This is a genomic window from Pseudomonas psychrophila HA-4 (assembly GCF_000282975.1).
In the GTDB taxonomy this organism is placed as follows: Bacteria; Pseudomonadota; Gammaproteobacteria; order Pseudomonadales; family Pseudomonadaceae; genus Aquipseudomonas; species Aquipseudomonas psychrophila_A.
The window spans coordinates 145,258-158,953 of sequence record NZ_ALJC01000075.1 but is presented as its reverse complement, the minus strand read 5'-3'; the positions used below and the strand labels follow the sequence as shown (position 1 = coordinate 158,953).

The window sequence follows — 13,696 nt, the reverse complement described above, 5'->3', positions numbered from 1 at the left end:
TCGTGCGCAAACGGGTAATGGCCGGTCCATTAGTCGAGCAGCGCGCACACCTGTCGCCTACTGCGCGGGGCAAAGGTGTGGCTTTTAAGAGCCGCACCGCTTAAAGGAACCTGACATGAATGCATTACTGACTCGCCGCCATGTGGTTGCCGGTCTTGGCTTGCTCAGTCTCGGCGTGTTGGCCGGTTGTGACCCGGGCAGTGGCTTGTCGTACAAATACGGTAAAGACCTGAGCAATGAGATTCTGGGGCGCAAGTTCAAGCTTCGAGACGCCCAGGGCAACGAAATGATGCTCGGCAGCTTTCGCGGCATGATGCCGATGATTTTCTTCGGCTTCACCCAATGCCCGGCCGTATGCCCGACCGCCTTGGCCCGCGCCGCGCAAATCAAGAAGATGATGGGGCCGGACGGTGATCGCCTGCAGGTGGTCTTTATTACACTGGACCCGGAGCGTGACACTCCGGCGATGCTGGATGCGTACGTCAAAGCCTTCGACCCAAGCTTTATTGCGCTGTCCGGCACCCTGGAAGAAACCGCCGCCACGGCCAAGGAGTTCAAGGTGTTTTACGAAAAAATCCCGACCGGATCGTCGTACACCTTGTCGCACACCGCCACCAGTTTTGTGTTTGACACCCGTGGCGTGCTGCGCCTGGGCCTGTCGCCTTCACTGTCGGCAAAACAGTGCACCGAGGACCTGTTAACAGTGATGTCGGTCTGCTAATCAATGTTCCTTTTCAAAGAGCACGTGTTATGAAACCTGTGAATCGCTTGTTGTTGCTGTCACTCCTGGGCCTGAGCCTGCACGTTTCAGCGCAAACCCAAGTCGACGATGCCTGGGTTCGCGCCACCGTTGCCGGCCAGCCTACGACCGGTGCTTTTATGCACATTACGTCGAGCACTGACAGCAAACTGGTTGAGGTCAAATCTGCGGTGGCCAAGACCGTGCAGATTCACGAATCGACCATGAAAAACGACGTGATGAGCATGCAAGCGGTGCCGTTTGTAGTGTTGCCTGCTGGCAAAACCGTGAACATCGAACCCGAGGGGTATCACGTGATGCTGATTGACCTGGTGGCCCAGGTTAAAGACGGCGATCAGGTGCCGCTGACCTTAATCGTTGAAGATGCCAAAGGCGTCAAAGAGTCGATTGAAGTCAACGCCCAGGCCCGTGCGTTGAACAGCATGCCGATGGACATGGACATGCATGACCACGGCGCCGCTCACTGATTAGAAACGCCCGGTCAACGGGTATTCAATCGCCAGGCGAATCTGGTCTGTGTCCAGTTCGGCCTGTGCGGTGTTGCCACGATGCACGTTATGGCGCAACGACATAATGGTGCCCTTGGCAGCACCGCTCTGCACCACATAGCGCGCCTCAAGATCGCGCTCCCAGTGTTTACCGCCTTCGCCATAACCCAAATAGGCATAACCTCCGTTGGGATCCACATGGCTGCCGTTGATATCACTTCCGCGCACATAAGCGGCACTGAGCATCAACCCCTGTAGGTTCCATGGCGACATGTCGAGATCGTAGCGGGCTTGCCACGACTGCTCATTGGGCGCGCTGAAGTCAGACAATTGCACCGAGTTGGTAATAAAAATGGCTCCACGGGTCACGTAATCGAACGGCGTGTCACCGTGCACCTTCTGATAACCCAAACTGAAACTGTGCGGGCCTTGAGCGTACGTGCTCATCAGGCTCCACGCAGTGTTGTCGATATTGCCCGACAGCGCCCGGCCTTCATCGGTCGTGCGGTACAGGTTGAAGGTGAACGTCAGCGCGCGGTTTTCATCGATCGGCTGGCTCAATAGGGCACCCATGTACTGCTGGTTCCAGGTGTCTTCGTAGCGTGAGGTGTAAAGGCTGGCGCTGAGTTGTTTGCTTGGGGTGTAGACCACACCGGCCAGGTCAAAAGCATCGCCTTTGGGACCGTTCGAGTAGTTCACCACTAAGCCCTGGTCGTGGCTGCTGGCGTTGCGGTCGGTGCTTGCGGTGAAGTGCCCACCCACTATTTTCAAGGCATTGAATTCGTTGCTAGTGACAAACACTCCGGTGGCGGTCTCTGGCAGCAAACGGCTGTCGGACGAACTGAACACTGGGGTCTTGACCCGCTGTTCGCCATAGGAGACCACAGTATTGGATAGCCGCAGCTTGATTGCCGCGCCACCCCGACCATAGGTGTCTTTGGGGTAGCCGTCGTTATCCAGCTCAAGCAAGCGGGCTTTGCCTGCACGGCCGCCGCCACTGTCCAATTTGACCCCAAGGTAGGCGTGCGCATCGACGCCCACACCGATCATTCCCTGGGTAAAACCGGACTGCAACGTCCCCATCAAACCGTAGGCCCATTCCTCGGCAAAACCGTTACGCTCGGTCTTGGCCTTGTAGGCATTGCGCGCACCGCTGTTACTCGCGCCGTGCCGGTAGCCTCGATGGTCGTAGCCCATGCGGTTGATCACAGCCCACGTGCTGTCTTCGACAAAGCCATTGGCCTGGGATTGCGCAGAGTCAGCCAGTGCCATGGGGCTGGCGAGGGCCATCAGAATTGCTGAGCGCATGCCAACTGCCGTCATTGTTCAGCCCGCTGTTTTTGCAGGGCGGCGTTCATGCGATCCAATGCGCGCTTGGGCAACTTCGCTGGCAGTTGCGCTGCCTGAGCGTCCGGCTCACCGACCTGAATTAGCATCACCATGCCCATCGCCAGGTGTGGAGTGCATTGGATGCCGTATAGCCCTGGGATGGAGAAGGTCTGTTCGATCTGTTGATCGATCTTGCCTTGAAAGGACTGAGCGCCCTCAGGCAACAGCTCAGGCAACGTCGCCGCATTGTGGCCACTGTGCGTGGGCACGAATTTGACCGTATCGCCGGGGGCAATCTGCAAATAGTCCGGTTCAAACACCATGCCAGCGGTTGCCGTTCGAGTGAGCATCTTCACTTCATAAGTCTGGGCCCACGCTGACGAGCCAAGCAGGGCGGTTGCCAGCAAGAAGATCAGGGATGAAATACGCATGTCTGGCTGTCCATAAAATCAAAAAAACCTCTCAGGACGCGCGCTTTTGACCTTCAAAGCGCGGGCCTAAAGAGTTGAGCGAGCAACAATGCACTCACTGGAGAAAATGTCCGAATCAGAAGTATTTCAGCCATGAAATATCTCGGCGACGTGCCTTCAACGCAGCAAACCAGCGCACCGGCAGATAAAGCGCAGTCGCCAACAAAACGGCCGAAAGCCACACCGCACCGATGCCGTCAAAACCGAAGTAGTTACCCTGATTCAGGCCAAATAGGCCAACGCACACCACATACAGCACTTTAAGAACGTACAAGTGCAGCAGATAGAAGAACATCGGCGCCGCGCCAAATACCGCCAGAGTGCGAATCCAGCGGCGTTGCCCGGCGCGTTCAAACCCTAGCAACAGCAGCAGGCCAACGCCTAAGGTCAAGGTCAAAAACAGCAGTGAAGGCGGGTATTTGGTGATGTTGAAAAAGCTCATCAGGGTTTGCGTCACGTTGCTGTAGCCACTCCATTGCGCTTCGCCATAGCCATTAAGCAGGCGCAGCGCGACAAAGCCGAGTAGGGCACCTGTCCCAGCCAGAAACAGATAACGCTGACGCAGGGCTGGCGAGGCTGAGCGTGCAAACCATGGGCCGATGCAATAGCCCAGCGCGATGACCCCGATCCACGGCAACACTGGGTAGGAAGTACGCAGGCGCAAGCTGTCCGAAAACTCGATCCAGCCGCGATCATGCAAAATTGCCCACGGCACATGCAGCACCGAGCCGTCAGTAAAATGCAGGTTATCGAGCAGGTTGTGCCCGGCGATGATCACGATAGCGAGTAACAACAGCACTGGGCGTGGCAGCCAGACCAGCGCTGCAAGGGCAATCATGCTGACACCAATGGCCCAGATCACTTGCAGGTAAATCACCGTGGGCGGAAATTGGAACGTCCATGCGAAGTTCACCAGTGTGAACTCCAGCACCACCAAAAACAGCCCGCGCTTGAACAAGAATGCCGAAACGTCGCGTGTGCCCTGATATTTCTCGCCGTACAGATACGCCGACAATCCAGTCAGCAAAACAAACACCGGCGCACACAAATGCGCCAGCGTGCGACTGAAAAACAGTGCAGGTTCGGTGACATCGATGTTCATCGGGTCGACCACCTGGCGATGCAAGAAGAACGTCTCGCGCACATGGTCCAGCAGCATAAAGATAATCACCAAGCCCCGCAGGGCATCGATGGACAGCAGGCGTTGACTTGGAGGAGGTGCTTGTAGAGCTATCGACATTGAGGATTCACACGCAAGGAGAGGCACAAGATATTGTTACCTTATAACGTCTCCGCAGCGCTTTGTCATCCCTTTGAGAAATATTCCCAATAAACCGACCCGTCGGCGAGGTGTTAAACGGGTTGATGAGGCGGCGCCCGGTCATAACCAAGACGCCGCCTGTTTACGGCGCTTTGCCCGCAGAGTTAACGACGAACGTTGACCCACGCCATTAACAATGCAGAAGACAACACGCCGACCGTCATGAAGATATACGCCGCGCCAGGGTTGCCCGTGAGACCGATCAGGTAGCCGACAATCCACGAGCCGACAAAGGCTCCCAGTGCACCGCAGGCATTGATCAGGCCAATAGCGCCGCCGAATACGTTGGCCGGAAGGATCTCTGGAATCAGCGCAAAGAACGGTCCGTAAGGCGCATATAGCGCTGCACCCGCCACGGTCAGCAAAGCAAACGATAGCCAAAAGTGCTCAGAACCCAGCAGGTACGAACAGAAGAAAGCCAAGGCGCCGAGTGCCAGCAACGGCCAGACGAAGTGTTTACGCTGCTGCGATTTGTCCGAAGCCCAAGACACCACCAACATCGCCGCCACGGCAGCCACATAGGGCACGGCACTCAACCAGCCAACGGTGACAATGTCGGCCGCTGCGGCCTGTTTGATGATGCTCGGCAACCACATGATGAAACCGTACACGCCGATGCTCCACAGCGCGTGCACGCAGCACAGTTGAATCACAATCGGGCTGGTGAACGCCTGACGGTAATTGCGCACCTGCTTCATGCCTTTTTGTTCTTCGGCGAGGGTCGCTGCCAATTGGGTCTTTTCCTGCTGGGTCAGCCAGTCAACCTGCTCAGGTTTGTCCCGTGCCATGCGCCACCAAACAAAGGCCCACAGCACCGCAGGTGCCCCCTCAATCACAAACATTTCGCGCCAGCCCCAGGCCTGAATCAGATAACCCGAGACCACCGACATCCATAACACGGTGACTGGGTTACCCAGTACCAGAAAGGTGTTGGCCCGCGAGCGCTCTTTACGGGTGAACCAGTTGCTGATAAAGATCAACATCGCCGGCATCACGGCTGCTTCGACAATCCCCAGCGACACCCGAATGAACATCAGCATCGGGATATTGGTCACCAACCCCGTGGCCATGGCGCAAAAGCCCCACAGGATAAGGCTCCAGAACACCAATTTGCGCACGCTGTACTTCTGCGCGTAGATCGCTCCCGGCACCTGGAAGAAAAAGTACCCCAGAAAAAATAGGGCACCGATCAGCGAGGACATGCCTTTGGTGATGCCCAGGTCGTGCTCGATCCCGGCGGCACTGGCAAAGCCATAGTTGGCGCGGTCCAGATAAGCGAGGCTATACGTGATAAAAATCATCGGAATCAGGTACAGCCAGCGTTTGGGTGCAAAGCCTTTGGCCTTGACCAACGGAGCGCCAACGTCCGTTAACGGCAGTGCATGGTCTTTGAGCGTGTTCATGGGGATCCCCCTGTTATTGTTGTTTTGTGCTTTTTAAACGACGCTGGTCAGGCCGCCATCCACGAACAGAGTTTGACCATTGATGAAATCTGAAGCCGCAGAGGCTAGGAAAACCGCAGCACCACACAATTCTTCGACGCGGCCCCAGCGACCGGCGGGTGTGCGCTTGCACAGCCATTCAGAAAACTCCTGGTTATCCACCAGTGCGCGGTTCATTTCGGTTGCAAAGTAGCCGGGCGCCAAGCCATTAGCCTGAATGCCATGGCGCGCCCATTCGGCGCACATGCCTTTGGTCAGCATCTTCACGGCGCCCTTGGACGCGGCATACGGCGCGATGGTGGGGCGTGCCAACTCGCTTTGAACTGAGCAGATATTGATGATCTTGCCGCGACCACGGGCAATCATGTGCCGGGCAACCGCCTGTGAGACATGGAACACACCGTCCAGATTGACCCGCATCAGATCGTGCCAGTCGTTGGCGTCGTAGTCTTCCAACGGCGCGCGGCGTTGAATGCCCGCGTTGTTGATCAGAATATCGATGGCCCCGGTATCGGCCTCAAAGGCATTGATTGCCGCGAAAAGCTGTTCGCGCTGGGTAACATCAAACGCTGCAAACTCGGCGTTGATCCCCTCGTCGCACAACTGGCTCGCAATGGCACGGGCTTTGTCGATATTGCGATCATTGATCACCACAGTAGCGCCGGCAGCGCCCAAACCGCGCGCCAACTCAAGCCCGATGCCCTTACCTGAGCCGGTGATCAAGGCACGGCGGCCATCAAGCTGAAAGTTGCTGATATTGAATGACATGCTGTTCTCCACAAACGGCCATTTATTATTTAGGCTGTACCGCATTCCCGCAGGACCGAACTGGGCTCGCCCAACAGAGGGTTGGCTTCGTTTTAGCTACTTCATCCTAGGCAGTCGGCAGCGTCCAATCGTGATTAGTGATCTCGTGATCAAATTTTTTGATTACCACGCTTTTATCGCTGTTTAACGCAGGGCAACATATTGGAAATCAAGCATTTACGATCATTTGTGACGTTGGCGGAAGAACTGCATTTCGGCCGCGCCGCGCAACGCCTGTCCATTGTGCAGCCGGCCTTGAGCATGCAAATCAAGATGCTGGAAGAGGAGTTGGGCGTTCGCCTGTTCGAGCGCAATCGGCATTCAGTGATGCTCACGCATATCGGCGCCGTGTTCTTGCCCGAAGCGCGTGCCACCTTGCATCAGGCCGCCCATGCAGCCGATGTCGCCAAAGCCAGCGGGCGAGGGGAAATAGGCCGCGTGCGCTTTGGCTTTGTCTCATCGGTGCTGCCGGAGCTGCTGCCCACACTGATTCGCACGCTGCACACGCGCTTTCCGCGTATTGAGTTGGAACTCAAGGACATGCCAGGCCCAGATCAGGCCACCGCTTTAAAAAATGGTCAGCTCGACTTCGGCCTTATGCGTTTACCAGCGGTGATCCCCGGCATTCACACCCGCGAAGTGTTGCAAGAGACTTTTGTGGTTGCGCTGCCCAGCGATCACCCACTGGCACTGTGTGACGGCGTGCCCGCCACAGCGCTGGCCCAAGTGCCGGTGTTTATCCTCGCCAGACGTTATGCCCCAGGCTTCTATGACGAACTGATGCAATCGTTAAGCAACCACGGCGTGCAACTGCACATCGGCTCAGAACTGGGTGAGTTCACCACCATGTTGGCACTGGTTTCAGCCGGGCTGGGCATCGGTTTATTACCAGCCAACGCAGGCCGGGCATTGCCCGCCAATGTGATCTCTAAACCGTTGGCGTTGGGTGACTACAGAGCGACCACCGGTTTGGCCTGGGTGGATCTGGACAGCGCAGTCAAACTCACGGTGTTCAACGTGCTCAGCGAAATGCTTTCACCAGCCTCTGTCGAGGCGAGCGCGCTCCAACAGAGGCAGGGTTAGGCCACGGGAATCGGGTACAGCCCGTGTGCGCTGTCATGCCAGGCAAACTCCAGTTTAAAAGCTTGCTCCAGCCAGCCCGCTTCACGCACCAGCTGTGGGCTGCCGTGGCCCAGGAGTCGGCCTTCGGCCAGCACAGCGATCCGATCAGCAAAGCGCATGGCCAACCCGAGGTCATGCAACACCAGCAATTGCGCGCACTGCTCCAGACGACTGCGCAAGTAACCCAACAAACTGAGTTGATGGGTAATATCCAACGCTGCCGTGGGCTCATCGGCCAGCAAAAGGGGCGAATCAGCTGCCAAGGCCCAGCCAATGCCTGCTCTGGCCCGTTCGCCTCCCGACAACTGCGACAGGCGACGTTGCAGTAAATGGCCAAGGTCCAGTGACTCAATAAGCTCTGTCGACAACGGTTGGCCAACGCGGGCGGCATTGCGCCGTGCGCCGAGCTCGAGCAATTCCGTCACCTGTAAATCCCATTGGCTACGAAAGTCTTGCGGCAGGTAAGCCAAAGTCTGTGCGCGCTGCGACGCTGGCCATTGATGAAGGGGTCGCTGTTGCAGTTGCACGTGCCCCGCACTCAACGCTTGCACCCCGGCCAAGGCGCGCAACGCGCTGCTTTTACCCGAGCCATTGGGTCCGACCAATACCAACAGTTCGCCAGGCCTGAGGTCGAGGTTAAAATCATGCAGCACTGGCTTGCCAGCGTGATGCACCGACAAGCCCTGCGCCTGTAACACGGGGGTTGTGCTCATGATGCAGGCCTCGCACGGGTTAGCAGCAGGAGAAAGAAGGGTGCTCCGAGCAGTGCAGTCAGCAACCCCAGCGGAATTTCAGCAGGCGGCAAAATGCTCCGCGCCAAGCCGTCGAGCAAGGCCAGCAAGGCGCCGCTGGTGAGCGCACTGGCCACAATCAGCCGCTTGTGCGTAGGCCCGATCAACCAGCGCACCGCATGCGGAGCAACCAACCCGACAAACCCTACCAGCCCGCCCCAAGACACGGCCAGCGCGGTAATCGCAGCGGCCAGCAACAGCGCTAGGTTGATAAATCGTTGTGGCCTTAAGCCCATGCTGTACGCCACATGATCGCCTAGCCCCAACAGGTCGAGACCATGGGCCATGCGCTGGGTGCAAATCAAGGCCAGCCCTGTCAGCAATGCCAGTAACCCCAGCGCGGGGAAGTCCGGGGTATGAATGCCGCCCAAGGTCCAACTCAACACCACCTGCAAATTCACCGTTTCATCCGACAAGGCGAGCAGTAACAGACTGCGCAATGCGCCGAGCAATGCCGCCACCGCAATCCCCGCCAACAGCAAGCCACTGGTGTCGTTGATCCGGGTGAGGCGGGTGATCAGCAGCACCAGTAACGTCGCGCTCCACGCGCCAATAAAGGCCAGCAGTGGCAAGCTGACAGCCATCGCCACGGGCAACGGCACCAGCAAAGCAATGGCTGCGCCGACCGCGGCTCCTGGAGCGCTGCCCAGCAAGTACGGCTCGGCCAGCGGGTTACGAAACACACCCTGGAAAATCACCCCGGCCAGCCCTAGGCACGCACCCACGCAAAACGCCGCCAGCACTCTGGGCAAGCGCCACGTCATCAGCAACTGGGCGAAGGGTGTGTCGTCACCTCGCCACAAAGCCCACCAGTCAGCCCAATGCGCCAGTTCGGCGCCAAGCCACAGACCGATGAAAATCGCTGGCAAAGGCATCAGGCACAGCAGGCGATAGCGTCTGTCGACGGCGCTCATGGCGGGGTCTCGGCATGCGGGGGAAACAACTCAGGATGCAGCAGCGCCGCCAACTGCTCGACACCTTCAACCACCCGGGGTCCGGGAATTAGGAGCAAAGCACTGGGAATGCTGTCGACACGGCCTGCCGCAACGGCTGGAATGCTTTGCCAGCCGGGTCGTTGGCTCAGGCTGGCCGCCTGTTGCGCGGGGCCGGCCACGATAATGCGTGCCGGGTTGGCGTGAAATACCGACTCGCCGCCTACCTGACTTAAACGGCTATCGGCGAACAGATTGACCCCGCCTGCCAAACGCAAAATATCGCTGGTGTAACTGTGTCCGCGCAAGGTCAGGTAACTGCCACGGTCATTGCTGCCGGTCTCCAGATAGACCGGCACTGGGGGCTGTCCACTCAAACGCGCTTGCACGGCATCGAGTCGAACCTGCATCCGGCCGATCAGTTGTTCGGCGCCTGCTTCATGGCCGGTGGCCTGACCCAGAAGCCGAATATTGGCCAGTACCGCCTCAAGATCGCGATGGTTGAGTACCAGCGCCGGAATGCCGATGCGCTGCAACGGATCGACCATGGTGGCGGCTTGCCTGGCTGGGGTCATGACCACCAGATCAGCACGCAGGCGGGCGATGGCTTCAACCGAAAACCCCAAGCGCCCGCCGACCTTAGCCCGTTCGGCAATGTCGGCGGGGTAGCGGGTAAAGGCCTCGACACCGACGATGGCATCCCCAGCGCCGATGGCCGCTAGCATTTCAACATTGCTGGCGAAAATCGCGACGATTCGCTGCGGAGCGCGCTCGATAGTCACTTCACGCCCAAGAGCATCCACCACCGTTCGTGGAAACCCGGTATCTGCACCAACGTTAAGGCTAATCAGCAGGCACACCCATACAAGCCAGCGCACCCGGCTTAAAACCGGTAGTGCGCGCCGAGGTACAACTCACGCCCCGGATTGCTGTTGCCCAGACCACCATTGGACGCTCGCGGGTCCGCCAGTGACGAATCATTGCCGGTGGCGATAAACAGCGTGCTGCGCTCAATGTCGAACAGGTTATTGACCCCGCCGAACAGGCTCAATTGTTCGGTCAGGTGGTAATTGCCGCGCAGGTTGAAGACCCAAAACGGTGACTTGCGGTACACGTAAGTGGTGTCCGGATTAAGCAGTTTTTCTTCGGTGCGGTAGTACACCGGCCCACGCAAAATGCCATTCACGCCGACATCCCAGTCGCGCTCGCGGCCGTAGGTCAGGGCAATGCTTGCCTGGTACTGATACATGCGCTGAATCTTGTCGCGGTAAGGGCCGGTCAAGGTCGATGCAGCGCCCTTGTCGTCCATGTCGAAGTTCCACACGGCATTGGTGTTCAACCGCAGGATGCGTTCATCACCCAACGCTAAAGCGTTGGCCAGATCGTATTGCCATTGCGCCTCAAGGCCACGAATCACCGCGTCCCCATCACCGTTGACGTACTGGCTGATGTTCTTGGTCAGCGGTTGGGTGGTAATACGGTCCTGAATCCGGTTTTGGAACAACGCCAGGTCGAAGAACTGGTTGTTGTTGGTCAGGGTAATCCCGGTTTCAAATTGCAGGCTGGTTTCCGGCTTTAGGTCGGCGTTGCCCAGTGTCTGCGTGCCGCTGGTAGTCGTGAAGTCCGCCGCCAGCTCGCCTGCCAGTGGTGCACGGAACCCGGTAGAAACCCCTGCACGCAATTTGACGCCTTGCAGGGCTTCGAAGGCTGCGCCAAGGCTGTAAGTGACTTTGTCGAAGTCGCGGGTTTTCTCGTCCAGCAGCGGCATGTAATCGGTCTTGACCGTGCTCGATTGGCCATAGCTGTATCGCGAGCCCGCGCGCAGGGTCAGGCGGTCGTCCATCAGGCGCTGGATCACTTCGGCGTACAACGCCGCGCTGAGGTCATCCGAGTTGATGTCATAAGGTGCGACCTGGCTGCTAATAGAACCATTCACGGCTACACGGAAGCGGTCGTTACGCAGTTTGCTTTTTTCCAGATCCACACCGACCAGCAAGTCAGTGCTTGGGGTCAGCAGAAACTGCGGCGTCAGTTTCAGGCCATACGCTTCAAGGCGCCGTTCGATGTGATCCTTGCTGAATCCCGGGCTGCCATTGCCCTGGACTTCCGAACCCCAGTGCAAGTCATCGACATCGCGAAAGGCATACGCCTGCGAAGACCAGTTCAACCACTCAGTGGGCTTGGCGGTCCAGTTGGCTTCTACGGACTGGTTATAGCGATTGTCGTAGTTGTTGTAGTCCCATTGCGAACCTCGGAAACCGGCGTCGTAGATACCGTCAGAGCGCACGGTCAAGTCGACGCGTTGATCGTCGGATAGCTCATAGCCCAAGGCCAACAGCCCACCCCGGCGCTTCCACGAAGTATTTTTCTGCGTGCCGCTAGCGCTGTGATAGTCATTGCGACGGCCGTCATCCAAGCCGAAGTAGTAATCCAACGGGCCTGATGTGCCGCTCTGGTACACGCTGCCCTGAGCCAAACCCCACGAACCGCCCTGCAAGGTGGCGCCACCGCCCTCGGTATTACGGCCATTGCGGGTGATGATATTGATCACGCCGCCGATGGCCTGGCTGCCATACATCACCGACGCCGGGCCACGGATCACTTCAATACGCGCCACCTGCGCCGGTGACAGCTTGGAGATATTGGCGGTACCTGCACGGCGCCCGTTCACCAGCACCGTGACCTGGCTGCGATAATCGCGGCCTTGGCCATCGGTATTGCCGCCACGGATGTTGATTGAGGTCTGGCCCGGGGTCCACTCACTGAAAAACCCTACCGCGTTCTCGGCCAACAAGTCAGTCAGGTTGCGCGCTGAAGAGCGTTCGATCTGATCACTGTCGATGACCTGCACAGTACTGGTCACATCTTTGAGCGACTCACCGGCTCGCGGGGCGCTAACTAAGGTTGAGTCCATGTGCAGGACGGACGGGTTTTCAGCGGCAAAAGCCGCCAGGCTGGTGCCCAGCCACAGGGGCAGGGAGGCGCGTAAGGAAGTGCGAAGGTTGAGCATGGAGAGGTCCGTGGGCATTTTTATAGGCATTATTTACGACTGCCAGATCAGGCTGGCGGCGCGTTTGGGGGCACTCGCAAGCCAGCCCCCCGGCACCTTTTGCAGGTGATCCTGCACGTGGCGTTCAAGCATCCCCTGTGCCGCGCCATCCAGAGCGCCGAGTTTCTCCATAAAGTGCATCAATGCTGCCTCCGGTGAGGCAAACAGCGTGCTGAATGCCCAGTCGGTGAAGTGAATGTGGTCAGGTTGCCAACGGTCCGACAGCTCGGCCAAGGTCAATTGGTAGCCGGGCGTCATGTCACTGCCGTGCAGTTGCGGCGGCAAGAAACCGGACAGGCAATAGGTGCGTGGCCCTTCTTGAGCGGGCAGGTTCCAGATCAGCGTTTGCGTGGCCAAAGGGCGAACCTGCTCAAGAAAGGCATGAGCCTGGCCATCGGAAACCGGAATGTTGGCGCACAGCACGGTGGGTGCAGGCGAAAGTGCTAAGGCCGCAAGATCTTGCCAGAGGCCATCGTGCAGGCTCAGCTCCACGGCCGGCGCTTGCGCCGCCAGTTGCCGGATACTGCCGCGCATAAAAGCGTTGGGCTCAACCACCGCCCATTGGCCACCGGGTGCCAGTAAATGGCGGCCGAGAATCCCCGAACCGGCGCCGATATCCAGCAATTGTGGTTGCGGGCCGAACAGCTCTAGCAGGCGGCCGCCGACGCGCTCAACATAATTTGAGGCAGCCAAATGCTCGGCATAAAACGCAGCCTCGCGGTCTGGCCAGACAAAAGGTGTACAAGAAGGCTGCTGCGCTGGAAGTGTCATGGGGGAGCCGTCGGGTTGAGCCTGATCGGACACCCACGGGAGCTAACGCAGAAAAATGACGGGCAGAGGGGATTTTGCGCACGCCAAGGCCTGCATCCGCCCACCGCGGAGTGCCATATGTTGGATCAGGCCGGTCTCCGGGCTCACGAGGGTCATGAAGCATTCGCCTTCCCATGCCAAAGCACAGTGGCTATTTGAATGTTTCGCTCGCATACCGTTGCGGGGGCAGCGCCGGATTGGCCCGAAAGGACGTACCGGCTTCCCGTTTCACCCACAGCGCGATGGCTGAGGACACCTGAAACAGGGGCGCATCTGACCATTCGTCGCCAGAAGCGTCAACCATGAGTGTAAAAATTTTTACATTTGGGTTTAGAGGCCAATGCAATCTGCTTAGCCGATAACCAGGACAACTGA

The 13,696-nt window shown here is 58.2% G+C and carries 13 protein-coding genes and 1 riboswitch; of the genes, 3 read left to right on the top strand and 10 right to left on the bottom strand.

What is annotated here, in order from left to right; translation table 11 throughout:
* Positions 1-115: 115 nt before the first annotated feature.
* Together B347_RS0110065 and B347_RS0110060 are read left to right on the top strand one after the other, a co-directional pair.
* Positions 116-721, top strand: a complete 606-nt coding sequence (locus tag B347_RS0110065; RefSeq protein WP_019409589.1) for an SCO family protein — start codon at positions 116-118, stop codon at positions 719-721.
* A 29-nt stretch (positions 722-750) separates the two neighbouring features.
* Complete coding sequence (locus B347_RS0110060; protein ID WP_019409588.1) at positions 751-1,227, top strand: copper chaperone PCu(A)C; 477 nt, start codon at positions 751-753, stop codon at positions 1,225-1,227.
* On the opposite strand, the gene B347_RS0110055 is transcribed toward B347_RS0110060, so the two are convergent.
* The 5 genes from B347_RS0110055 to B347_RS0110035 all read right to left on the bottom strand — a co-directional run bounded on the left by B347_RS0110055 (position 1,228) and on the right by B347_RS0110035 (position 6,578).
* Positions 1,228-2,571 (bottom strand): OprD family outer membrane porin, encoded by a 1,344-nt coding sequence (locus B347_RS0110055; protein ID WP_019409587.1) that lies wholly within the window; start codon positions 2,569-2,571, stop codon positions 1,228-1,230.
* Complete coding sequence (locus B347_RS0110050; protein ID WP_019409586.1) at positions 2,568-3,008, bottom strand: pseudoazurin; 441 nt, start codon at positions 3,006-3,008, stop codon at positions 2,568-2,570. Before B347_RS0110050 ends, B347_RS0110055 begins: the two co-directional genes overlap by 4 nt.
* Before the next feature lie 115 nt (positions 3,009-3,123).
* A complete protein-coding gene (locus tag B347_RS0110045; protein ID WP_019409585.1) occupies positions 3,124-4,287 on the bottom strand; it encodes a DUF1624 domain-containing protein in 1,164 nt (387 codons plus the stop codon).
* 185 nt (positions 4,288-4,472) lie between these two features.
* Positions 4,473-5,771 carry an MFS transporter gene (locus B347_RS0110040; RefSeq protein WP_019409584.1) on the bottom strand — a complete coding sequence of 433 codons (1,299 nt, stop codon included), beginning with the start codon at positions 5,769-5,771 and terminating at the stop codon, positions 4,473-4,475.
* A 33-nt stretch (positions 5,772-5,804) separates the two neighbouring features.
* Positions 5,805-6,578 carry an SDR family NAD(P)-dependent oxidoreductase gene (locus B347_RS0110035; RefSeq protein WP_019409583.1) on the bottom strand — a complete coding sequence of 258 codons (774 nt, stop codon included), beginning with the start codon at positions 6,576-6,578 and terminating at the stop codon, positions 5,805-5,807.
* A gap of 201 nt (positions 6,579-6,779) precedes the next feature.
* Here B347_RS0110035 and B347_RS24860 point away from each other — a divergent pair, with 201 nt between their 5' ends.
* A complete protein-coding gene (locus tag B347_RS24860) occupies positions 6,780-7,700 on the top strand; it encodes a LysR family transcriptional regulator (protein WP_033387559.1) in 921 nt (306 codons plus the stop codon).
* On the opposite strand, the gene B347_RS24855 is transcribed toward B347_RS24860, so the two are convergent.
* Genes B347_RS24855 through B347_RS0110005 form a run of 5 tightly spaced genes read right to left on the bottom strand, consistent with a single transcriptional unit; the run spans position 7,697 to position 13,282 of the window.
* Complete coding sequence (locus B347_RS24855) at positions 7,697-8,452, bottom strand: ABC transporter ATP-binding protein (protein ID WP_019409581.1); 756 nt, start codon at positions 8,450-8,452, stop codon at positions 7,697-7,699. The genes B347_RS24860 and B347_RS24855 overlap by 4 nt on opposite strands.
* Positions 8,449-9,444 (bottom strand): FecCD family ABC transporter permease, encoded by a 996-nt coding sequence (locus B347_RS0110020; protein ID WP_019409580.1) that lies wholly within the window; start codon positions 9,442-9,444, stop codon positions 8,449-8,451. Before B347_RS0110020 ends, B347_RS24855 begins: the two co-directional genes overlap by 4 nt.
* Positions 9,441-10,340, bottom strand: a complete 900-nt coding sequence (locus tag B347_RS0110015; protein ID WP_237719115.1) for an ABC transporter substrate-binding protein — start codon at positions 10,338-10,340, stop codon at positions 9,441-9,443. The genes B347_RS0110020 and B347_RS0110015 overlap by 4 nt, the downstream gene beginning before the upstream one ends.
* Positions 10,341-10,345: 5 nt before the next feature.
* A complete protein-coding gene (locus B347_RS0110010; RefSeq protein WP_019409578.1) occupies positions 10,346-12,472 on the bottom strand; it encodes a TonB-dependent receptor in 2,127 nt (708 codons plus the stop codon).
* 33 nt (positions 12,473-12,505) lie between these two features.
* On the bottom strand, positions 12,506-13,282 hold the full coding sequence (locus tag B347_RS0110005) for an SAM-dependent methyltransferase (RefSeq protein WP_019409577.1): 777 nt from the start codon (positions 13,280-13,282) through the stop codon (positions 12,506-12,508).
* A 111-nt stretch (positions 13,283-13,393) separates the two neighbouring features.
* A riboswitch (cobalamin riboswitch) is annotated at positions 13,394-13,596 on the bottom strand.
* Positions 13,597-13,696 lie beyond the last annotated feature (100 nt).